At 59.9% G+C, this 19,707-nt stretch carries 20 protein-coding genes, 1 tRNA gene and 1 pseudogene; 10 read left to right on the plus strand and 12 right to left on the minus strand.

The genetic code is table 11. From position 1 onward, the window contains the following. Positions 1–160: 160 nt before the first annotated feature. Together BLO97_RS01190 and BLO97_RS31530 are read right to left on the minus strand one after the other, a co-directional pair. Complete coding sequence (locus BLO97_RS01190; protein ID WP_092224029.1) at positions 161–1,228, minus strand: 3-deoxy-7-phosphoheptulonate synthase; 1,068 nt, start codon at positions 1,226–1,228, stop codon at positions 161–163. A gap of 47 nt (positions 1,229–1,275) precedes the next feature. Continuing rightward, positions 1,276–1,428, minus strand: a complete 153-nt coding sequence (locus BLO97_RS31530) for a hypothetical protein (RefSeq protein ID WP_003200270.1) — start codon at positions 1,426–1,428, stop codon at positions 1,276–1,278. 416 nt (positions 1,429–1,844) lie between these two features. Between BLO97_RS31530 and BLO97_RS01195 the strand changes: the two genes are divergently transcribed. The 9 genes and pseudogenes from BLO97_RS01195 to BLO97_RS01235 all read left to right on the plus strand — a co-directional run bounded on the left by BLO97_RS01195 (position 1,845) and on the right by BLO97_RS01235 (position 7,742). Next, positions 1,845–2,606 carry a carbon-nitrogen hydrolase family protein gene (locus BLO97_RS01195; RefSeq protein WP_092224031.1) on the plus strand — a complete coding sequence of 254 codons (762 nt, stop codon included), beginning with the start codon at positions 1,845–1,847 and terminating at the stop codon, positions 2,604–2,606. A 7-nt stretch (positions 2,607–2,613) separates the two neighbouring features. Beyond that, entirely contained in the window at positions 2,614–3,048 is a 435-nt protein-coding gene (locus tag BLO97_RS01200; protein WP_092145659.1) for a GNAT family N-acetyltransferase, read from the plus strand. A gap of 126 nt (positions 3,049–3,174) precedes the next feature. Beyond that, complete coding sequence (gene uvrY, locus BLO97_RS01205; RefSeq protein ID WP_003200277.1) at positions 3,175–3,816, plus strand: response regulator transcription factor GacA; 642 nt, start codon at positions 3,175–3,177, stop codon at positions 3,814–3,816. A gap of 2 nt (positions 3,817–3,818) precedes the next feature. Beyond that, a complete protein-coding gene (gene uvrC / locus BLO97_RS01210; RefSeq protein ID WP_092344499.1) occupies positions 3,819–5,642 on the plus strand; it encodes an excinuclease ABC subunit UvrC in 1,824 nt (607 codons plus the stop codon). A 32-nt stretch (positions 5,643–5,674) separates the two neighbouring features. Then, positions 5,675–6,235 carry a CDP-diacylglycerol--glycerol-3-phosphate 3-phosphatidyltransferase gene (gene pgsA / locus BLO97_RS01215; protein ID WP_018608070.1) on the plus strand — a complete coding sequence of 187 codons (561 nt, stop codon included), beginning with the start codon at positions 5,675–5,677 and terminating at the stop codon, positions 6,233–6,235. A 63-nt stretch (positions 6,236–6,298) separates the two neighbouring features. Then, positions 6,299–6,374 (plus strand) — tRNA-Gly (locus tag BLO97_RS01220). A 63-nt stretch (positions 6,375–6,437) separates the two neighbouring features. Then, positions 6,438–6,631: pseudogene (locus BLO97_RS31820) on the plus strand (hypothetical protein). 66 nt (positions 6,632–6,697) lie between these two features. Next, positions 6,698–6,871, plus strand: coding sequence for an EamA family transporter (locus BLO97_RS01230; RefSeq protein WP_139197635.1), 174 nt, complete (start codon positions 6,698–6,700; stop codon positions 6,869–6,871). 79 nt (positions 6,872–6,950) lie between these two features. After that, positions 6,951–7,742, plus strand: a complete 792-nt coding sequence (locus BLO97_RS01235) for an alpha-hydroxy acid oxidase (protein ID WP_092344501.1) — start codon at positions 6,951–6,953, stop codon at positions 7,740–7,742. On the opposite strand, the gene BLO97_RS01240 is transcribed toward BLO97_RS01235, so the two are convergent. After that, on the minus strand, positions 7,739–8,464 hold the full coding sequence (locus BLO97_RS01240) for a hypothetical protein (RefSeq protein ID WP_170862002.1): 726 nt from the start codon (positions 8,462–8,464) through the stop codon (positions 7,739–7,741). The two genes, BLO97_RS01235 and BLO97_RS01240, sit on opposite strands and share 4 nt — an antisense overlap. 233 nt (positions 8,465–8,697) lie before the next feature. Beyond that, positions 8,698–9,882 carry an aldo/keto reductase gene (locus tag BLO97_RS01245; RefSeq protein ID WP_092344503.1) on the minus strand — a complete coding sequence of 395 codons (1,185 nt, stop codon included), beginning with the start codon at positions 9,880–9,882 and terminating at the stop codon, positions 8,698–8,700. A 184-nt stretch (positions 9,883–10,066) separates the two neighbouring features. Between BLO97_RS01245 and BLO97_RS01250 the strand changes: the two genes are divergently transcribed. Beyond that, positions 10,067–11,032: an AraC family transcriptional regulator gene (locus BLO97_RS01250; RefSeq protein WP_170867274.1), complete on the plus strand. Its 966-nt coding sequence runs from the start codon at positions 10,067–10,069 to the stop codon at positions 11,030–11,032. Between the two features lie 37 nt (positions 11,033–11,069). On the opposite strand, the gene BLO97_RS30490 is transcribed toward BLO97_RS01250, so the two are convergent. The 8 genes from BLO97_RS30490 to BLO97_RS01285 all read right to left on the minus strand — a co-directional run bounded on the left by BLO97_RS30490 (position 11,070) and on the right by BLO97_RS01285 (position 19,426). Further along, positions 11,070–11,192, minus strand: coding sequence for an OprD family outer membrane porin (locus BLO97_RS30490; protein WP_139197636.1), 123 nt, complete (start codon positions 11,190–11,192; stop codon positions 11,070–11,072). 410 nt (positions 11,193–11,602) lie between these two features. Beyond that, a complete protein-coding gene (locus tag BLO97_RS01255; protein ID WP_092344505.1) occupies positions 11,603–13,198 on the minus strand; it encodes a gamma-glutamyltransferase family protein in 1,596 nt (531 codons plus the stop codon). Positions 13,199–13,222: 24 nt separating this feature from the next. Beyond that, the gene (locus tag BLO97_RS01260; RefSeq protein WP_092221637.1) at positions 13,223–14,095 is read right to left on the minus strand and encodes an ABC transporter permease; all 873 of its coding nucleotides are present in this window, start codon (positions 14,093–14,095) and stop codon (positions 13,223–13,225) included. Continuing rightward, positions 14,092–15,039 carry an ABC transporter permease gene (locus BLO97_RS01265; RefSeq protein ID WP_092142584.1) on the minus strand — a complete coding sequence of 316 codons (948 nt, stop codon included), beginning with the start codon at positions 15,037–15,039 and terminating at the stop codon, positions 14,092–14,094. Before BLO97_RS01265 ends, BLO97_RS01260 begins: the two co-directional genes overlap by 4 nt. Before the next feature lie 34 nt (positions 15,040–15,073). Further along, complete coding sequence (locus BLO97_RS01270; RefSeq protein ID WP_092142581.1) at positions 15,074–16,576, minus strand: ABC transporter substrate-binding protein; 1,503 nt, start codon at positions 16,574–16,576, stop codon at positions 15,074–15,076. Beyond that, entirely contained in the window at positions 16,573–17,691 is a 1,119-nt protein-coding gene (locus BLO97_RS01275) for an ABC transporter ATP-binding protein (protein ID WP_092344507.1), read from the minus strand. The genes BLO97_RS01270 and BLO97_RS01275 overlap by 4 nt, the downstream gene beginning before the upstream one ends. Then, positions 17,688–18,692: an ABC transporter ATP-binding protein gene (locus tag BLO97_RS01280; protein ID WP_092142575.1), complete on the minus strand. Its 1,005-nt coding sequence runs from the start codon at positions 18,690–18,692 to the stop codon at positions 17,688–17,690. Before BLO97_RS01280 ends, BLO97_RS01275 begins: the two co-directional genes overlap by 4 nt. Beyond that, positions 18,689–19,426: a FadR/GntR family transcriptional regulator gene (locus tag BLO97_RS01285; protein WP_092142572.1), complete on the minus strand. Its 738-nt coding sequence runs from the start codon at positions 19,424–19,426 to the stop codon at positions 18,689–18,691. The genes BLO97_RS01280 and BLO97_RS01285 overlap by 4 nt, the downstream gene beginning before the upstream one ends. Between the last annotated feature and the right edge of the window lie 281 nt (positions 19,427–19,707).

Raw genomic sequence — 19,707 nt, forward strand, 5'->3', positions numbered from 1 at the left:
GCGCTTCGCACTCAAGCGGAAGCAAACTCTTGTAGAGCAAAATTTATCTAATTGATTTTAAAGATAAATTATTTGCCGATTTACCGGCATGTGCTCTGCGCGACAGCGCAGCCTCATCGCAGGCTGCGGGGGCTCCCTCGCCACATAACCCAGGAAAGTCTTAAGTGGACAGCCATTTCCCATGGGCCTGGCGCAACAACTGCTCGGTGGATTCCCAGCCCAGGCAACCGTCGGTGACCGATACGCCGTAGCGCATCGATGTGCCCAGCGGTTGGCAGCCTTCGAACAGATGGCTTTCGAGCATCATGCCGATCAGGGCGCGGTTGCCTTGCAGGCGTTGTTCCAGCACGTCATTGAACACCTGCGGCTGACGCAACGGGTCTTTGCCGCTGTTGGCGTGGCTGCAGTCCACCATGATCCGGGCCGGTATCTTGAGGCGGGTCAGGTCGTGGTGTATCTGCGTGACGCTCTGTTGGTCGTAGTTCGGCCCGCGATGACCACCGCGCAGCACCAGGTGAGTGTCGGGGTTGCCCGGCGTCTGGATGATCGCCGGATGCCCCTGGCTGTCTACGCCGAAATGCCGATGGGGATGGGCAGCAGAACGCATGGCATCGCAGGCGATGCCGACCCCGCCGTCGGTGCCGTTCTTGAACCCCACGGGCATGCCCAGGCCGCTGGCCATTTCCCGATGGATCTGCGATTCGGTGGTGCGTGCGCCGATGGCGACCCAACTGAGCAGGTCATCGAAGTAGCTGGCGGCCATGGGTTGCAGCAGTTCGGTGGCGACAGGTAAACCAAGCTGCAACATCTCTCGCATCAGTTCCCGGGACAAGGTCAGGCCCGCGGCCATGTCATCGCTGCCATCCAGGCCAGGATCGTAGGCCAGGCCTTTCCAGCCTACGGTCGTGCGGGGCTTTTCCACGTAGGCGCGCATGACCAGCAGCATGCTGTCGCTCACTTCATGGGCCACGCGAGCCAGGTTGGCGGCGTATTCAAGGGCGGACTTCGGGTCGTGGATCGAGCAGGGGCCGACGATGACCAGCAGGCGGGAGTCCTCACCGTCGAGGATCGCGCGGATGGCCTGGCGATGGGCGCTGACTTGCTGGCTCAACGCGGTGCTGAGCGGCAATTGGTGCTTGAGTTGCAACGAGCTCGGCAGACGCAGGGTCAGGGCTTCGTTGGCAGGGTTGAGCGTGGACAGCGGCAAAGCGGAGACGGACGAATTCATGATCTGGCTTCCTGGACGGGCGGCGGGTTCGTTCCCGCGCGCCGGTCCTAGTGGGGTGTTCGACAATTGGCCGGATTGGCCCGCAATTGAGGCTTGCCACCGGTAGGTGACCGATCGGAGGCGGCAGGCTGTCCCGAGCGGTGGCTGGTAAATCGCCAGGCGGAAAAACTGTCGTAACGGTAATAAGTGGCGTAGTTCATGGCTCAATCCTCAAGTTGTCTGGTGTCGCAAATGTGTGGGGCCTGAAAAAACAAAACCCCCGGTCGGGAGGCCGACCGGGGGTTTGGAAAACTCTGGAAGGCGACCCGTTTAAAGTGGGCGCCGGTTGGGTATCAGGCGCGCCAGTGGCTAAACCAATACCCAAAATAAAAGCTGACCGGAGTTTGAACACTGTTCGCCCAGGCAGCCGCAACCGAGCGCGGGGCGCTGGCGGTTTGAAGCGATGAGAGGGCGTTGAACATGGTCTGTCTCCGATGAATGGCCCTGAGCTTACTAGAGGGCGGGGCGCCGGTTCAATCAGAAAATTCTATCGAGGGCATGCAATTGTTCGTCCCGGCTTGAGTCCGCTGGGCTTTATGACAAACTTCAGGTTTGCAGCGCCTACCAAGGATGATCCATGACCGCTCCAGCCTTCGCCGCCGCCCAGTCGATCTCCATCGCGGGGGACGTTCGCGCCAACCTCCTGCGTCATCAGCATTTCATGCAGGCGGCCGCTGAACAGGGCGTGCAGTTGTTAGTGTTTCCTGAGCTATCACTCACCGGCTACGAAGGCGGCCTGGCGGCGGATCTGGCCATCCTGCCGGAGGATGCCATATTGCAACCGCTGCGCGACTTGGCCCGCGAGCTCGGCCTGACAGCGGTGGTGGGCATGCCGATTCGCCTGTCGGCGGACGCCCCGGTGTTGATCGGTGCGTTGGTCCTCGGTGCCGACGGCTCCCTCGGGGTCTACAGCAAGCAGCATCTGCACCCAGGGGAAGAAGTCGCCTTCGCCCCGGGGCATGGTGGCTCGATGCTGACAATGGGGCAGGATTGCATCGCCCTGGCGGTATGCGCCGATTTTTCCCACGCCAGCCATTCTGCCGCGGCAGCTGGGCAGGGCGCTACGCTCTATGCGGCGGGGGTGTTGATCACCGAGGCTGGCTACGTGTCCGATACGGCATTGCTGCAAGGATATGCCCGGCAGCATGCCATGACCGTGCTGATGGCCAATCATGGCGGCGCCACCGGAGGCTGGGAATCGGCTGGTCGCAGTGCCATCTGGGGGCCGGACGGTTCGCTGCTCGCGGCAGCGCCCGGCGCGGGCGAGCTGTTGGTGATCGCCCGCCGCGAAGTCAACGGCTGGGCAGGACAAGTCGTGCCGGTGGCAGTGCTTGGATGAGGTGTCCATGAGCTTCGAGTGGCGTGCGGCAACGGCAGGGGACATTGACTTCGCCCGGCAGCTGACCTGCGACAACATGCTTGCTTATTACCTCAAGCATGATTTGCTCTGGCAGGACGAAGCGTTCGACTTGGCCTGGATCATTCGCCAGAACTGGATAATCAGTCGTGCCGGTCAGGTTTTGGGCTTTGTCAGTCTCAGTCGTGACGCCCGGGCGTTGTATATCCGGGAGCTGCAGATCGACGAGGCGTTTCGTGGGCAGGGCGCCGGGACTTGGGCGATCGGACAGGTTTGGGGCTTGGTGGGCCTGGAGCGTCGCCCGGCGCTGCGCCTGACGGTGTTCAAGGAAAATCCGGCCAGGGCGTTGTACGAACGCATGGGCCTGCGCGTCGTGGGCGAAGACGAATATTTCCTGAGGATGCAGCGAGACGCCGGTGCTTGAAGCCTCGGACGTTGTGCCAATAAAGATGTGTTGTAACTTTTATCTGTTCCTTTGCGCTAGGTCTGCTGGACGCTTTTTGCTAAGGTGTTGTGCAACCCAAATAAGACCAAATCGTGAGGTGTCTGCTTGATTAGGGTGTTAGTGGTCGATGACCATGATCTCGTCCGTACGGGCATTACACGAATGCTGGCTGACATCGATGGCCTGCAGGTAGTTGGCCAAGCTGAATCCGGGGAAGAATCCCTGATCAAAGCGCGCGAATTGAAGCCCGACGTGGTGTTGATGGACGTCAAGATGCCTGGCATCGGCGGCCTTGAGGCCACGCGCAAACTGCTGCGCAGTCACCCTGACATCAAGGTGGTCGCGGTGACCGTATGCGAGGAGGATCCGTTTCCCACCCGGCTGTTGCAGGCGGGCGCGGCAGGCTACCTCACCAAGGGCGCTGGCTTGAACGAGATGGTCCAGGCCATTCGTCTGGTTTTTGCCGGGCAACGCTACATCAGCCCGCAAATCGCTCAGCAATTGGCGATCAAGTCGTTCCAGCCAACCAACGATTCTCCCTTCGATGCACTGTCGGAGCGGGAAATCCAGATTGCGCTGATGATTGTCGGTTGCCAGAAGGTGCAGATCATCTCCGACAAGCTGTGCCTGTCGCCAAAAACCGTCAACACCTACCGCTATCGTATTTTCGAGAAGCTTTCGATCAGCAGTGACGTCGAATTGACACTGTTGGCGGTGCGCCACGGCATGGTCGATGCCAGCGCCTGAAAATGACTGATTTGTTTGATCCAAGCGCGTTCCTGTCCACTTGCAGCGGTCGCCCCGGCGTGTACCGCATGTTCGATGGCGACGCACGCCTGCTTTATGTCGGCAAGGCCAAGAATCTCAAGAAACGCCTGGCCAGTTACTTTCGCAAGACCGGCCTCGCCCCGAAGACCTCTGCCCTGGTGGGGCGCATCGCGCAAATCGAAACGACGATCACCGCCAATGAAACCGAGGCCCTGCTGCTCGAGCAGACGCTGATCAAGGAATGGCGCCCGCCGTACAACATCCTGTTGCGCGACGACAAATCCTACCCCTACGTGTTTCTGTCCGACGGGGCGTTTCCGCGCCTGAGCATTCATCGGGGTGCCAAGAAGGCCAAGGGTCGGTATTTCGGCCCTTATCCCAGCGCCGGGGCGATTCGTGAAAGCCTCAGCCTGCTGCAGAAGACCTTCTTCGTTCGCCAATGTGAAGACAGCTACTACAAGAACCGCACCCGGCCTTGCCTGCAGTACCAGATCAAGCGCTGCAAGGCGCCTTGCGTGGGCTTTGTCGAGCCGCAGGTCTACGCCGAGGATGTGCGTCACTCGGTGATGTTCCTGGAGGGGCGCAGCAATGCGCTGACCGATGAGCTGTCGGCAGCCATGGAGGACGCGGCGGTCAACCTTGAATTCGAACGGGCCGCCGAGCTGCGGGACCAGATCGGCCTGCTGCGCCGCGTGCAAGACCAGCAAAGCATGGAAGGCGGCAGTGGCGATGTCGATGTGGTTGCCGCGTTCATCAACCCGGGCGGCGCCTGCGTGCACTTGATCAGTGTGCGCGGCGGTCGGGTGCTGGGCAGCAAGAACTTCTTTCCTCAAGTGGGCATCGAGGAAGACGTGTCCGAGGTCATGGCGGCGTTTCTGGGCCAGTACTACATCAGCAGTCCGGAACGCGACCTGCCTGCCGAGCTGATCGTCAACGTGGTCCATGAGGACTTCCCGGCCCTGATCGAAGCCATCGACAAGCTCCGTGGTCGTGAACTGACCATCAGCCACCGTGTTCGCGGTACCCGAGCCCGTTGGCAGCAACTGGCCGTGACCAACGCCGAACAGGCGCTGGGCGCACGCTTGGCCAACCGCCAACACGTGGCGGCGCGGTTCGATGCCTTGGCCGAAGTGCTGGACCTGGACGAGCCGCCGCAGCGGCTGGAGTGCTATGACATCAGCCATTCCAGCGGCGAGGCGACCGTGGCGTCCTGCGTGGTGTTCGGTCCGGAAGGCCCGATCAAGTCCGACTACCGCCGTTACAACATCGAAGGCGTCACGCCGGGCGATGACTATGCGGCGATGCATCAGGCGTTGATGCGGCGCTTCGGCAAGCTGAAGGACGGGGAGGGCAAGTTGCCGGACATCCTCCTGGTGGACGGCGGCAAAGGCCAGTTGTCCATGGCTCGCGATGTGCTCAATGAGTTGATGGTCCCGGACCTGATCCTGCTAGGCGTGGCCAAGGGCGCGACGCGCAAGGCCGGTTTCGAGACCTTGTACCTGAACGATGCCGCCCATGAATTCACTCTCAAGGGCGATTCGCCAGCGCTGCACCTGATCCAACAGATTCGCGACGAAGCCCACCGTTTCGCCATCACCGGACACCGTGCCCGCCGTGGCAAGACGCGCCGGACGTCTACACTGGAAGGTGTGGCAGGCGTCGGCCCGACGCGACGCCGCGACTTGTTGAAACATTTTGGTGGATTGCAGGAACTGTCTCGTGCCAGCATCGAGGAGATAGCCAAAGCACCCGGTATCAGTAAAAAGCTCGCAGAGTCGATTTATGCAAACCTGCATAGCGAGTAGAATGCCCGTCAACCTCGTAGCCAGTTGTGCCGATGAATATCCCAAACCTGATTACCGTCCTACGCGTCCTGCTCATCCCGATCTTCATATTGCTGTTCTATTTGCCGTACCACTGGAGCTACGTGGCCTCCGCCTCGGTCTTCGCCTTCGCCGCCGCGACGGACTGGCTGGATGGTTACCTGGCCCGACGCCTTGAGCAGAGCACGCCGTTCGGTGCCTTTCTCGACCCGGTGGCCGACAAGCTGATGGTCGCGGTGGCCCTGGTGCTGCTGGTGCAGGAACATGGCAACCTCTGGCTGACCTTGCCGGCGGCGGTGATCATTGGTCGCGAAATCGTCGTCTCGGCGCTCCGTGAATGGATGGCCGAGCTGGGCGCCCGTGCCCAGGTCGCCGTGTCGAACCTCGGCAAATGGAAAACCGCCGCGCAGATGCTCGCGCTGGTGATCCTGCTGGCCAACCCGTCGGATTTCAGCTTCTGGGTGCTGCTGGGTTACGCGTTGCTGCTGGTTTCCGCTGGGCTGACGTTGTGGTCAATGGTCCAATACTTGCGCGCCGCCTGGCCGCATCTGCGGACGGATGTAGAGCCGAAATAAAACTTTTTTGAATCAAAGGGTTGACGGCGTAATCTGAATCTATAGAATGCGCCACACCAAGACGCGGGAATAGCTCAGTTGGTAGAGCACGACCTTGCCAAGGTCGGGGTCGCGAGTTCGAGTCTCGTTTCCCGCTCCAAGATTCAGAAAAAAGCCACTCAGATGAGTGGCTTTTTTTTGCACTGAGAAATTGGGTCTTGCCTTGAACCACACTGACGCCAGGCTCGTGCTGCTGCTCGCGGCACGTATTCACGGAACAGATGAAGCCGTCAGGCTTCGGCGAGGAGCGTGGTCAAGAAGTTACCTCGCAGCAAGCGTGATTTGATCTACAAGGTGATCGACAGCCGGAGTCCGCTCGAGCTGGTGGATTATCTTGCGCAGAACCTGGATACGTAACGGTGGTCTGCGGTTTTTCATTATTACCAAACGTCGGCTCAGGTCGCCGCCGGCACGCGCAAGTCCTTGAGTTACTCTCGCGCGTTTCAAGCCGCAACGGTGCAGTTGAGCGTGCCCATACTGGCCTCGCTGGCGGGCATCGTCTTTCTTGGCGAAAGCCTGGGCGTCAGGCTGGTCGTAGCATCCGTGGCGGTCCTGGGGGGCATTGCGTTGGTGCTGGGCAGTAGACAACCAGGCTAACTTGCCTTGGGCGCTGGCTCGATCACCGGGTAGGTTTCAGGTGGAGTGGCAGGCCTGTCGCTCGCGCTAGAGCTAAGCGATGCGCTCCACGCTGTCGAGATCCCGTCACCTCTCACTCGCTGACTTCGAAATCAGCGCTCGCAAGCTGCTGCCCAAACCGCTTTACGCCTGCGTGCAGGGCGGTGTCGAGGACAACCTGACGCTCCATGCCAATCTTCAAGTGTTCGACGACTATTTCCTGAGGCCCAATGTTTTGGTGGATGTATCAACCCGAGATATTTCCGTCGATCTGTTTGGTCATCGCTACAGCGCGCCGGTAGGCATCGCGCCTATGGGGATTGCCGCGCTGACTGGTTATCGGGGCGATCTGTCTCTGGCGCAGGCGGCAGCGGCGGCCAATGTGCCGTTCGTGATGAGTAGCTCCTCGCTGATACGCTTGGAAGAGGTGGTCGATGCCGCCCCCAATATCTGGTTTCAGGCCTACCTGCCCGGCGATACAGCACAAATTGCGCCGCTGATCGAGCGTGTGCGCAAGGCCGGTGTCAAGACCTTGGTCATTACGGTCGACACGCCAGTGAAGGCGAATAGGGAAAATAATGTGCGAGCAGGGTTCTCCACTCCTCTTCGGCCAAGCGTTGCGCTGGCTTACCAAGGGTTGACGCATCCGCGCTGGTTGTTTGGAACCTTCCTGCGCACGCTTGTGAAGCATGGAATGCCTCACTTCGAGAATAACTACGCGACACGCGGAGCGCCGGTCTTGTCTGCAAGCGTTGTGCGTGACTTCACTGACCGCGGCCACTTGAACTGGGAGCACGTACGCCAGATCCGCAAGCAGTGGTCCGGCGCTAGCATCATCGAACTAACGAATTAAAGTTCACCTAAATCGCCATCTGCCTTCCAGTGGGTTCTAACTTCTAACAACGGCTTCAGGAAGGTATAAAGTAAAATGGCTGCAAGCGCGGCGGCCACTATCAACGTAAGCCACATAATGACCAACAGAGAGAGTGTGACACTATTATTTAACTCACGAAAAATGCCGAAGGCAAAAGCCGTGTACCAAGACACACCCGAAACTGCACCGGAGGCGAGAAACAAGGCTGCTTTTTTGCGGGACACGCCAAAGAGCAGGGGCCGACTCATGTCGCGTAGTACTTCTGGCAACACAAACGCGTGAATGATGATTCCATTTAGGGTCAGGACGCTCACCACAATGACCTTCGCCCAGAGTTTAGGATTTTCAAACTTTCCCGGTGACTCTATCGCGTAAAGGGCAAGGAAACCAAGGCCTGAGAGCCACAGGAGGCATAGTCCAAGAGTGACCGCGTCGCTGATGAAGTGAAAAGTGCGTCCGATTTCAACGGGGAGGCTGCCCCTGCGCATCCAACGCAAAATCCAGAGGTCGAGCATCGTCGCCCCGCCGAGACCGAAGCACATGCCGAGCAGATGTATGCCTATAAGAACCGTCAGAACCTTTATCTGCGGGAATGGCTCAGGCAATGGAACGCTAAACGCAAGTGTGTCCGCGAATAAGTGACCACTGCTGGAGAACGCAAGTAGGCCGCCGACAATCATGAGAGACGTTCGTATGTTCATTTATTACGACCTTAGGCCCGCGTTCTTGTTTGAACGCGTGCGCAGTTTGTTTACTGGAGAATAAGGTCCTTTAATTCTCAACGTTATGGGTATAAGTGATTGCCGCGATAAATCTTTCAAACGTGCTTCGGTAAAGCTCTAGTAAGGCTGACTGCTATCTGCTTCGCTGAGGATGGGTTCAATGAGGCTAGCGACGATAGCCTCACATCAGCAGGTAGCACGGGCGTAGACCCTTAGGAAGGAACCGGTGCTTGAGCATCGATCAAGCTCTGGCTCTTCAGCTCTTCCCAAAAGGCTGCTGGGATACCGACCTTCATCGCCTGCACATTGGAAACGATCTGTCCCGGCGAGCGGGCACCTGGAATGATCGCAGACACTTGCGGATGTGCGGCCGCGAACTGCAGGGCGGCAGTATGAATGTCGATGCCATGTCGGCTGGCAACCGCCATGATTCGCGCGCGCTTTTCCACCGCTCCGGCAGGTAGGTCCGGGCTGAAGTTATAGCGGCTGCGCCCTCCCAGAAATCCATCGTTCAGTGGTGTTCCAACCACGGCGCTGGTTCCCTTCCTGCTCAACGCCGGAAAGGTGTTGCGCAACGCCTCGCCGTGGTCAAGGAGGGAATACTGGCAGGCAAGCAATACGATGTCGGGAGTCGGGTCGTAACCGGCTACTGCCTGAACCACGGCATTCGGCGTATTGACTCCGAAGCCCCATGCCTTGATGAGCCCCTCATCGCGCATTTTTTCCAGCTCAACCATCGCCCCTGTGCGCGCAATTCGATACGCCGTTTCCCAACCGCCTTCCAGTTCGGTGTTATCTGGCGAGATGTCATGGATAAAGACGATATCGATACGCGGCAGCCCCAGCCGCTGCAGGCTGTCTTCCACGGAACGACGCGCGCCTGCCGCGGTGTAGTCATATCGGTAGTTGAAGGGCGCCGGCGACTTCCAGATAGCATGGTCCGCGCGCTGGCCACCAGCGGCCGTCAATACGCGGCCGACCTTGGTGGACACCACATAGTCGTCTGGATTCTTGCCGCGCAGGAAGCGGCCTAGACGATACTCACTCAAGCCAAACCCGTAGAACGGCGAGGTGTCGTAAAGCCTTACACCTGCCTCCCAAGCTGCCTGCAGAACCGAACCCGCCTGCTCGTCGCTGATCGGCGCAAAGATATTGCCGATCTGCGTCCCGCCCATGCCAAAGCGTTGAGGCGTCATGTACCTCATTGTATGCGAGGGTAAATTGACGGGCAGGTCTGCGCGCACGATCCGTCCTTCGGTACGCATCACGCTTCCAGGCTCCTTCAGCGAAGAGGGCACCGGGGCCGTAGCCAGCGAACTTGCGATGCTCGATGCGGGCAGCAAAGCGGCTGCAACAGTACCCACTGCCGAATAGGTAAGAAAATCTCGTCTGTCCATCCAACTTTCCTTTCGCGACCAAGGTTTCACGGGATCATCGAAGCCGGTACGCGTAAAAGTTAGAACAACGAGGGTTGGCCGGGTGACCCTAATGCGCCATATCTTTTGCACAATCCTGCCGAACGCTTGTGCTGGTCACGCATTCTCAGCAGACTCGAACCTTCCGTAGATTGGGGGGCATGTGATGACGAGCGGTTCCTTCTCGCAGTTCGGTTTCAGCCGTGTGCATTCCCTGACCTTGCGCGATCCCGTGCAGTTCACCGAACGCTTCCAGGCGCTCCAACGGCTTATCGAAAAAGTCACCCTGCAGATTGGCTTGAGCGAGGTTTGCGAAACGTCGATTCCAGGCTTGAGCTTTTATCGAATAGCCGAGCTAGGTACGCCCACGTACTGCATTTATGAGCCTTGCGTGGCCATCATTCTGCAGGGGGCGAAGGAGATCTCGTTCGGCGAGGAAGCCTGTGATTTCGGGCAAGGGGCGTTTTTCGTCACATCGGTCGATATTCCCACACTGGCTCGCGTTACCGCGGCTAACGAGCAAACGCCCTATTTATCCGTTGTGTTGAAGCTCGATTTTTCCCTGCTCAATGAAGTGATCCTGACCCTCGAACCGCCAAAGCAGGAAATGGCTACTGAGGCGCGGGGCTTCGTATCCGGGGTGGCGACGAGCGAGATGCTCGATGCGTTCGCTCGACTCGCCACGCTGATCGAACGGCCGCTTGAAGCAGGCTTGATGTCGGGCCTTATCAAGCGGGAGATATACGGCAGGCTGCTGCTCAGTGAAGCGGGGGATTTGTTGCGTAGCGTCACTCGCGATGGTTACCGGGATAAGGGCATCGTGAGAGCCGTTGAATGGCTAAAATATCACTACGATAAACCGTTGCAGGTGGCCGACCTCGCCGAACGATCAGGCATGGCCAGCTCCACGCTGCATCACCGCTTTCGCAAGCTGACAGGCACAAGCCCCATTCAGTATCAAAAATCGCTACGGCTGCAAGCCGCGCGTAGCCTGATGTTGACCGAGCGGATAGACGTGAGCACCGCCGCGTTGCGAGTAGGTTATGAAAGCGTCGCCCAATTCAGCCGCGAATATGCCCGGCGCTTTGGAGCGCCTCCCTCGAGAGACATCAAGCGCGCACGGGAAAAATGAAAGGAACCCGGAGGTGACTGCCCCCGGGCCTTTCGTCTTACAGGTTAATCGGGTACTGAGTGATGAACCTGACGTCGTCGACGTCGCCACTGAACGAGTTGCGATAGGTCACCTGGCGCAGGCGGAATGACAGGTTTTTCAACGGTCCGTTCTGGATCATGAAATCCGCTAAGTTGCCATGAACGGCGCGTACTGGCACGTTCGGGCATGTCGCGTCACAGCACCTGAGCAAAGCATCTAGAGCACCCCATTAAGCATCATCGGTCCTCGGCCTCTGCGCCGAGGCTGTTCAAAAAAATCAGCAACCAACTCTCAGGCTGTATCGGAGATTTCGTACCGCTTAAGCATCGCGCGCTCCTGCTTTCTATGGGTACGAACTCTACCGAATACGGCGGGCAAGTGCTGCGACAGCGCCTTAAGGTGGTTAGCTGCAATATCCAATGCAAGTTCGCCACAGTTCGGAGTCCCAGGCGAGAAAGCATGTTGGCAATAGCTTGCGGTGGGATGAGAGTTAGCGGTTTAAGAGAGTAATCCTACGCGCAACTAAGTTACGCGTAGGATCTTCGTATTTCAGTACGCGGCCACCAGACCATCCTTCCGGGGATCAGTGCCACCCACATAACCATGAGTAGTGCGCTGGATAATCTGCGCGCCGCCAAAGGCGAATACGCCGTTAGGTTCTTCGACATCTATGTCGTGGCCTTTGGCACGTAAGGCTTCGACCACCTGTGGGTCGAATGCACGTTCCACTACGACTTTCAGGCCAGATTCGAGCCTCCAGCGCGGTGCGTCTGCGGCGGCTTGCGGGTTCTGTTTGTAGCGCAGGATGCGCATCATCATCTGCAAGTGACCCTGTGCCTGCATCGGGCCGCCCATCAGGCCGAAGGACATCAACGGCGTGCCGTCGGCGTTCATCACAAAGCCGGGGATGATGGTGTGGAACGGACGTTTGCGCGGTGTAACGTAGTTGACGTGCTGCGGATCCAAGGAGAAGGCCGCGCCACGGTTTTGCAGGCTGATACCGGTGCCAGGCACCACGACACCTGAGCCGAAGCCCATGTAATTGGACTGGATGAACGAGATCATCATGCCGCTTTCATCGGCCGCCGACAGGTAAACGGTGCCGCCCGGTTTAGGCGAGCCATGCCCCGGATTGGCGGCCTTGTCGGTGACGAGACCGGCGCGCTCCATCAGGTAGGTTTTGTCCAGCAGATGCTCGGAAGGCACGCGCATGTGGTCGTTATCCGCCACGTGTTCGTTCAGGTCGGCAAGGGCCAGCTTCATGGCTTCCAACACTGGGTGCACGGTTTCCAGGCTGTCCACTGGGTGCTCGCCGATGCCCAATGCTTCGAGCATAGTCAGGCCGGACAGGGTAGCGATGCCCTGGCCATTAGGTGGCAATTCATGAACCACGGCGCCGGCGTAGGGCACCGACAGGGTGTCGATCCAGTCCACAGTGTGGGTCGCCAGATCGTCGAGGCTCATGACGCTGCCATTGGCGTTGGCATGGGCGATGATGGCTTGGGCCAGTTCGCCGCGATAGAACGCTTCGCCTTTGGTTTGGGCGATCAGCTCCAGGGTGCGGGCGTGATCCTTGAGCCGGATTTTCTCTCCGGCCTGTGGTGCTTGGCCGTCGGGCAGGAAGCACTCGGCAAAACCCGGCTGATCCTTGAGCAGTTCAGCGCCGAGCTTCCACAGCCGGGCTATGACCGGGGTGACTTGGTAGCCATCCCGAGCATAGCCGATGGCCGGTTCAGCCAGGGTGGCGAAAGGCAGTTTTCCGTAACGCTCGGACAGCTCGACCCAGGCCGAAACCGCGCCTGGCACCGTCACCGCTGGCCAGCCGCGCTGGGGCATTTTGCTCTGCCCGGCGAAAAACTCAGGGGTCCAGGCTTGCGGTGCGCGACCGGAAGCATTCAGGCCCTGCAACTTGCTGCCGTCCCAGACGATAGCGAAAGCGTCGCTGCCGATCCCGCAACCGGTGGGCTCGACCACGGTCAGGACCATGGCGGCTGCGATGGCCGCGTCGACGGCGTTGCCACCCTTGCGCAGCATGTCCAGCCCGGCCTGGGCGGCCAATGGCTGGGAGCAGGCGACCATGTTACTGCCCATCACTGGCGAGCGTGCCGAAGCGTAGGGTTGGCTGTAATCCAGATCATCAAACATTAGCGTTTCTCTTTGGCAGAAAAGTTAGCCCTTGGGGTCCAGCGCATCACGCAAACCATCCCCCAGCAGGTTGAAACACAGGACCGTGATGTAGATCGCCACGCCAGGCGCAATCGACATCCAGGGTGCCTGCTCCATAAAATTTTTCGCGGTGTTGAGCATGGATCCCCAGGAAGGTGAGGGCGGTTGCTGGCCCAGGCCGAGGAACGACAGACTGGCTTCAGCCAGAATCGCCGAGGCGATGGTCAAGGTGGCTTGCACAACCAATGGCGACATCACGTTGGGCAGCACGTAGCGCAGGATGATCCAGCGATCCTGCAAGCCAATGGCACGAGCACCTTCCAGGTAATCTTCGTGTTTGATGGTCAGCACCTGACCACGGGTCAGTCGGGCAAAGATCGGCATGGCTGACAGGCCGATAGCGATCATTGCGTTGGTCAGGCTCGGGCCGAGGAAGGCGCCCAGCGCAATCGCCAATACCAGAAACGGGCAGGACAACAGCGCTTCCATGACACGGGATATCACCGCGTCGAGTTTGCCGCCGAAATAACCGCCCAACAGGCCCAAAGGCACGCCGATGGCCATGGCGATGAACACCGAAACACCACCGGCCAGCAACGAACTGCGTGCGCCCCAGAGCAGACGGGAAAACAGATCGCGACCCAGTTCGTCAGTGCCCATCCAGTAGATCAGCGATGGTGCCTTGCGGACCGCGAGAAAGTTGGCTTTCAGCGGGTCATGGGGCGCAATCCAGGGCGCCAGCAAGGCCGCCAGGATAAACAGCAGCAACACCGCCGCGCCGAGTACCGCGCCTTTGTTGGCGAGGAATTTCTTCACGAACGGCGAGCGGCTGCGGGGTGCGATCACGCTAAGAGGGAGGCTGGAAATAGCGGTCATGAAGCAGTCCTCAGACGCGGATTAATCATCCGGTACAGCACGTCGGCGAGCAGGTTCAGCAGCAGGAAGCCAATTGCGATGCACAGCACCACGCCTTGCACCACGGCGTAATCACGATTGAACACGGCGTCGACAATCATCTTGCCGAAGCCAGGTATGCTGAAGACTTGCTCGGTCAGCACCGCGCCGCCGAGCAGTTCACCAAACAGCAGGGTTGTCAGGGTCACAATAGGCATCAATGCATTGCGCAGGGCATGCTTGAGGATCACCGTGCGCGGGCGCAGGCCCTTGGCCCGGGCGGTGCGCACGTAGTCGGTGCGCAACACTTCAAGCATGGCGCTGCGGGTATGGCGCATGAGAATCCCCGACAACCCTGCACCGAGCACGAAGGCCGGCAGGATCAAGGTCTTCAGGTTTTGCCCGAAGTCCTCGCCCATGGGCACGAAACCCGAGGCCGGCAGCCATTGCAGTTTCACGGCGAAGACCATGATCAGCAGGATCCCCAGCCAGAAGTGCGGAATCGAGATCCCCGACAGCGCGATGACATTGGCTCCGTAATCCACGACGGTGCCTTTGCGTACGGCCGAGATAATTCCAGTGGGAATGCCGATCAGCAGTGCGATCAACAAGGCCAGCACCGCCAGCTCCACGGTCACCGGCAACTTGGACGCCAACAGCGTGGTCACCGGTTGTTCGGTGCGCAGCGAAGTGCCGAAGTCGCCGGTCAGCACATTGCCGACCCAGCTCAGGTACTGCACGGGGATCGGGTCGTTGAGTCGATATTTGTCGCGCAGGTATTCCATCACCGCCGGATCGCGCTCTTCACCCGCCATGGCCAGCACCGGGTCACCCGGCAACAGTTTCTGCAGGGTGAAGACGAAGAGCGAAACCAGGATCAGTGTCGGGATCGCACTAAGCAGGCGTCGCAGGATAAACATCAGCATACCGGCCCCTCGTTTTTGCGGCGATCATTCACAATCATGGCTTGAACGCGACGTTGTTCAGACGAATCAGGCCATCCGGGTTTGGCACGAAACCAGTCACGTTGTTACGCATGGCCATGATGCGCGGATCGAAATACAGGTACGCGGTCGGCACTTCGTCAGCCAGCAAACGCAGGGCTTCGTTGTACAGGGCCTGGCGCTGGGCAACATCGTTGACAGTGCGGGCCTTGTTCAACAACTCGTCGAGTTTGGCGTTGCAGTATTTGCCGTCGTTCTGGCCGCCCTTGCAGGTCACGAACTGGTGAATGTCTCCATCCGGATCAGGACGGCCCGACCAGGCGCTCATGCCGATCTGGAAGTTGCCGCTTTGCTGTTCGCTCAGCATGGTGGCGTATTCAGTGGCAATCAGATTGACCTTGAAACCCGCTTCTTCAGCCATGGCCTGAATGATCTGCCCGACCTGTTGTGCGATAGGGTTGTTGGCGACTTTCAGGTCCACTGCCAGTGGCAGCTTCACGCCTGCTTCGGCCAGCAAGGCCTTGCTCTTTTCCACATCGCGGGTCGGGATCGGCAGGTCCTTGTCGTAGTACGGGCTGTTTTTCGGAAACGGCTGGGCGCTCGGCGCATACAGGCCTTCGAACACCACCTGGTTGATCGCATCACGGTCGATGGACAGCTCGAATGCCTTGCGCACGCGCTTGTCTTTGCCCATCGGCGAGTTGGCCTTTTCGCCGTTGTTAATGTTGAACATCAACTGCATGTAGCCAAGTCCTGGCGTGTTATAGACCGCCAGCTTGCTGTCCGCCTTGGCGGTTTTCACGTCGGTGGGGGCAACCCGTTCGATGATGTCCAGGTCGCCGGAACGCAGGTTGGCCAGACGCACCGAGGTGTCCGGAATCGGCAGGAAAATCACCTTGTCGAAGTGATAAGCCTGCTTGTTCCAGTAGTTGTCGAAGCGCTCCAGCACAATGCGATCCTGCTGCACGCGCTGGACGAATTTGTAAGGGCCGGAGCACACCGGTTTGGAGGCGAACTCACCCTGGGCGGCCTTCGGCGCAAGCATCATTCCGGCGCGGTCCGAGAGTTGGGAGACCAGGGTGGCGTCCGCTTGCTTGAGTTTGATGGCAACGGTTTTGGCGTCGATCACTTCAACGCTGTCCACCGAGGCCAGCTCGCTCTTGCGCAGGGAGTCGGGCAGGGTGCGAGCGCGGTCCAGGTTGAACTTCACCGAGGCAGCATCGAACGCTTCGCCGTCGTGGTAAGTCACGCCTTCGCGCAGAGTCATGGTCAGGGTCTTGCCGTCTTCGCTCCAGTTCCAGGCAGTGGCCAGTTGTGGGACGTAAGTCAGGTCCGGGTTCACATCCACCAACTTGTCGCACAGTGCGGTATAGACCAGACGGCCCGAATAGGTACGCGAACGATGCGGGTCGAGCCCATCAGGATCGTCCTGAATGCCGATGCGCAGGGTGGATTCGGCAAAGGCGGCGTTGGCGGCCAGCAATAACAAGGTTCCTGTCATGACGCGTGCAATTTTCATGGCTGGCTCTCCACTGCAAGGGATTGATGGTTCTTGAACAGATTCAGGCGCTGGGTGTAGGCAGCGCTGGGTGTCGGCAAAATCAGGGTGCCTGCACCGGCATGGGCGATTTCACGCCAGAAGTGGCACGCCACCTGACGCTCGGCCTCGACGGTTTCCATCACCGGCACCACTTCTTTGCACAGCGCCCGGGCGTGCGGGCAGCGGGTGTGGAAGCGGCAACCCGATGGCGGGCGACTCGGGCTCGGCATGTCGCCGCCCAGCAATGGGCGCGGCCGGCGCAGGTCCGGGTGGCTGACCGGCACGGCGGCCATAAGCGCCTGGGTGTAAGGGTGCAGAGGGTTTTCAAACAGGCCGTTGACCGGCGCCAGTTCGACGATTTCCCCCAAGTACATCACGGCTACCCGGTCGCTCATGTGGCGGATCACGGCCAGGCCGTGGGCGACAATCACCAGGGTCAGACCGAATTGATGCTTGAGGTCTTCCAGCAGGTTGACGACTTGCGCCTGCACCGAAACGTCCAGCGCGGACACGGGTTCGTCACCCAGAATCAAACGCGGGTCAGACGCCAGGGCCCTCGCAATGCCGATGCGCTGACGCTGGCCACCGGAGAACTCGTGAGGGTGGCGGCCGCCGTGCTCGGGGGCCAAGCCCACGGTGCGCAGCAACTCGGCGACTTTGGCCTGGCGGTCGCTGCGGCTGGCATCGCTGTGCAGCCAGATAGGCTCACCGACGATGGATTCCACAGTCATGCGCGGATTGAGCGAGGCAAACGGATCCTGAAAGATGATCTGCAAATTACGCCGCACCTGGCGCAGCTTCTCCGGGGTCAGATTGGCCAGGTTACGGCCTTCATAAATGACGTCGCCCGCCGTAGGTTTGAGCAGGTTGAGCAGCAGACGGCCGAGGGTTGATTTACCCGAGCCGGACTCGCCCACCAGCGCCAGGGTCTCCCCTTTGCGCACCGACAGATTGACCTGGTTGACCGCTTGCACCGGCGGCTTCTTGCGCTGGAACAAGCCGCTTTCCACCTCGAAGTGTTTGCTCAGGTCGATGCCGTCGAGAATGATCTCGGGGCTTGCACGCTCAACTATTTGGCGTTCAGAAAGGCTCACGCGCTGACTCCCATATGCTGCTCCAGTGGCGCACGAATGCACGCGGCGAAATGTCCGGGGGAAAGCTCAAGCAGCGGCGGGCGCGCCTCGCGACATGCCTGAATCACAAAAGGGCAGCGCCCGGCGAATCGGCAACCGGTGGGCATTTGCGCAGGCGTCGGGACGCGACCATTGATGGTTGCCAGACGACCTTCACGCGGGCCAATCGATGGCATCGAACCCATCAGGCCGATGGTGTACGGGTGCTGCGGGTCATCGAACAGGGTTTTTACCGGACCGCTTTCCACCACTCGCCCGGCGTACATCACCATCACGTCGTCAGCGACCTCGGCGACCACGCCCAGATCATGGGTGATCAGGATCATGGCCGTGCCGGTTTCAGCCTGCAGATTGGCGATCAGCGACAGGATCTGCGCCTGAATGGTCACGTCCAGGGCGGTGGTGGGTTCGTCGGCAATGATCAGCGCCGGATCGTTGGCCAGGGCCATGGCAATCATTGCCCGCTGCCGCATGCCGCCGGACAGTTCATGGGGGTAGGCGTCCAGGCGTTGAACGGCGTCAGGCACGCGGACCTTTTCGAGCATTTGCAGGGCGCGCTGACGGGCGTCCTTGGCCGACAGCCCCTGATGGCGGATCACGCTTTCGGCGATCTGCTCGCCAATGGTGAAGACCGGGTTCAAGGAGGTCATGGGCTCCTGGAAAATCATCGCCATGCGGTTGCCGCGCACATCCAGCAAGCGCTCGTCGGGCATGCCCAGCAAGGCTTCATCGAGCAGGGCGGACGTACGGGCGGCGATCTTGGCGGTGTCGGGCAGCAAGCCCATCAGCGCCATGGACGTAACGCTTTTACCACACCCGGACTCTCCGACGATGGCCAGGGTCTTGCCGCGCTGGACCGCGAACGAGACGCCGTCCACGACATTGGCGGGTGCGCCTGCAAAGCACACGGTCAAGTTGCTGACACTCAATACCGTGTCGGTGGCCTGAGTTGTGGTGCTCATAAACTTGCCTCCAGATCTTGATTGATGACGTTGTCCAGCGCCTGTTGCAGCGCGCGCAAATGGCCACGCATGGCCGTGGCGGCCTTGATCGGATCACGGTTTTCGATAGCGTCGACAATGTCGTTGTGGTCGTGGCTGTAGGCGTCGAGGCGGTCGGCGTTGCGAGCCCGCTGACGCAGGTCACGCCAGGCCGGGTCGAGCCGGATCGCATCGAGCATTTCAAAGATATCCAGCATCAGGCGGTTACCTGCGGCCTCGGCGATCCCGCGATGCAGGGCGCTGTCCCACAGCTCAATGCCCTCGGCATCGGCAGGCTCGGCGGCCTGTTGGTGTCTGGTGCGTTCGGCAAGGCGGCGCAAAATTGCTATCTGGTCGCCGTTGGCTCGAACCGCCGCCAGGGACGCCAGTGCAGGCTCCAGATGCAGGCGCGCTTCCATAACCTCGCTGAAGTTAGTCCGCCCGGATAACCGGGCAAAGCTCATGGCCGCACTGGGTGGAGTAGGGCCGACGAAGGTTCCTTTGCCCTGGCGCCGCCAGATCTGCCCTTCGGCTTCCAGCACCGCTAGCGCCCGCCGGATGGCCCGGCGACTGAGGCCAAAATCGGCGGCCAGGTCCCGCTCGGTCGGCAATGCCCGGTGCGGGAAGGCAGCATGTTGCGCAACCATCTGCCGCAAGGCATCCAGCGCTAGTTTCGAAGTGTTGTCGATGGGTGTGTCAGGGTCGAACCTTTGCATCGTGGTACTCGCGCCAGAGTATAAAAAACGGCTCCGAGCTGACTGTGGGCAGGAGATCGAGGCAAAAGGGTAAGTGCAAGCGTGATGCCAATTGAAATTGGTTCGCCTCGGGATTAGCGCTATGTGCTTAGCTATTACTCAGGAGCAGCGGCGGCGGGGGCCGATAAGCAAGGGTTCGTCGGGTTGGTTCAGGGGATTAAAGAGGATTGGTTCGTGGATCATTGAACCAATTTCCGCTGCTTATGCAGATTGTGCATCGATTCGTGCGTAGTGCGCCGGGG

It is taken from the genome of Pseudomonas sp. NFACC05-1, from assembly GCF_900100135.1.
Classification (GTDB): domain Bacteria; phylum Pseudomonadota; class Gammaproteobacteria; order Pseudomonadales; family Pseudomonadaceae; genus Aquipseudomonas; species Aquipseudomonas fluorescens_Q.

Coding starts and splice junctions, on each gene's coding strand:
- BLO97_RS01240 (WP_170862002.1), bottom strand. CDS start 8,464: ATGAACATACGAACGTCTCTCATGATTGTCGGCGGCCTACTTGCGTTC.
- BLO97_RS01200 (WP_092145659.1), top strand. CDS start 2,614: ATGAGCTTCGAGTGGCGTGCGGCAACGGCAGGGGACATTGACTTCGCC.
- uvrC (WP_092344499.1), top strand. CDS start 3,819: ATGACTGATTTGTTTGATCCAAGCGCGTTCCTGTCCACTTGCAGCGGT.
- BLO97_RS01285 (WP_092142572.1), bottom strand. CDS start 19,426: ATGCAAAGGTTCGACCCTGACACACCCATCGACAACACTTCGAAACTA.
- BLO97_RS01195 (WP_092224031.1), top strand. CDS start 1,845: ATGACCGCTCCAGCCTTCGCCGCCGCCCAGTCGATCTCCATCGCGGGG.
- BLO97_RS01235 (WP_092344501.1), top strand. CDS start 6,951: ATGCGCTCCACGCTGTCGAGATCCCGTCACCTCTCACTCGCTGACTTC.
- BLO97_RS31530 (WP_003200270.1), bottom strand. CDS start 1,428: ATGAACTACGCCACTTATTACCGTTACGACAGTTTTTCCGCCTGGCGA.
- BLO97_RS01265 (WP_092142584.1), bottom strand. CDS start 15,039: ATGCTGATGTTTATCCTGCGACGCCTGCTTAGTGCGATCCCGACACTG.
- pgsA (WP_018608070.1), top strand. CDS start 5,675: ATGAATATCCCAAACCTGATTACCGTCCTACGCGTCCTGCTCATCCCG.
- BLO97_RS01190 (WP_092224029.1), bottom strand. CDS start 1,228: ATGAATTCGTCCGTCTCCGCTTTGCCGCTGTCCACGCTCAACCCTGCC.
- BLO97_RS01245 (WP_092344503.1), bottom strand. CDS start 9,882: ATGGACAGACGAGATTTTCTTACCTATTCGGCAGTGGGTACTGTTGCA.
- BLO97_RS01280 (WP_092142575.1), bottom strand. CDS start 18,692: ATGAGCACCACAACTCAGGCCACCGACACGGTATTGAGTGTCAGCAAC.
- BLO97_RS01270 (WP_092142581.1), bottom strand. CDS start 16,576: ATGAAAATTGCACGCGTCATGACAGGAACCTTGTTATTGCTGGCCGCC.
- BLO97_RS01255 (WP_092344505.1), bottom strand. CDS start 13,198: ATGTTTGATGATCTGGATTACAGCCAACCCTACGCTTCGGCACGCTCG.
- BLO97_RS01260 (WP_092221637.1), bottom strand. CDS start 14,095: ATGACCGCTATTTCCAGCCTCCCTCTTAGCGTGATCGCACCCCGCAGC.
- BLO97_RS01250 (WP_170867274.1), top strand. CDS start 10,067: ATGACGAGCGGTTCCTTCTCGCAGTTCGGTTTCAGCCGTGTGCATTCC.
- BLO97_RS30490 (WP_139197636.1), bottom strand. CDS start 11,192: ATGATCCAGAACGGACCGTTGAAAAACCTGTCATTCCGCCTGCGCCAG.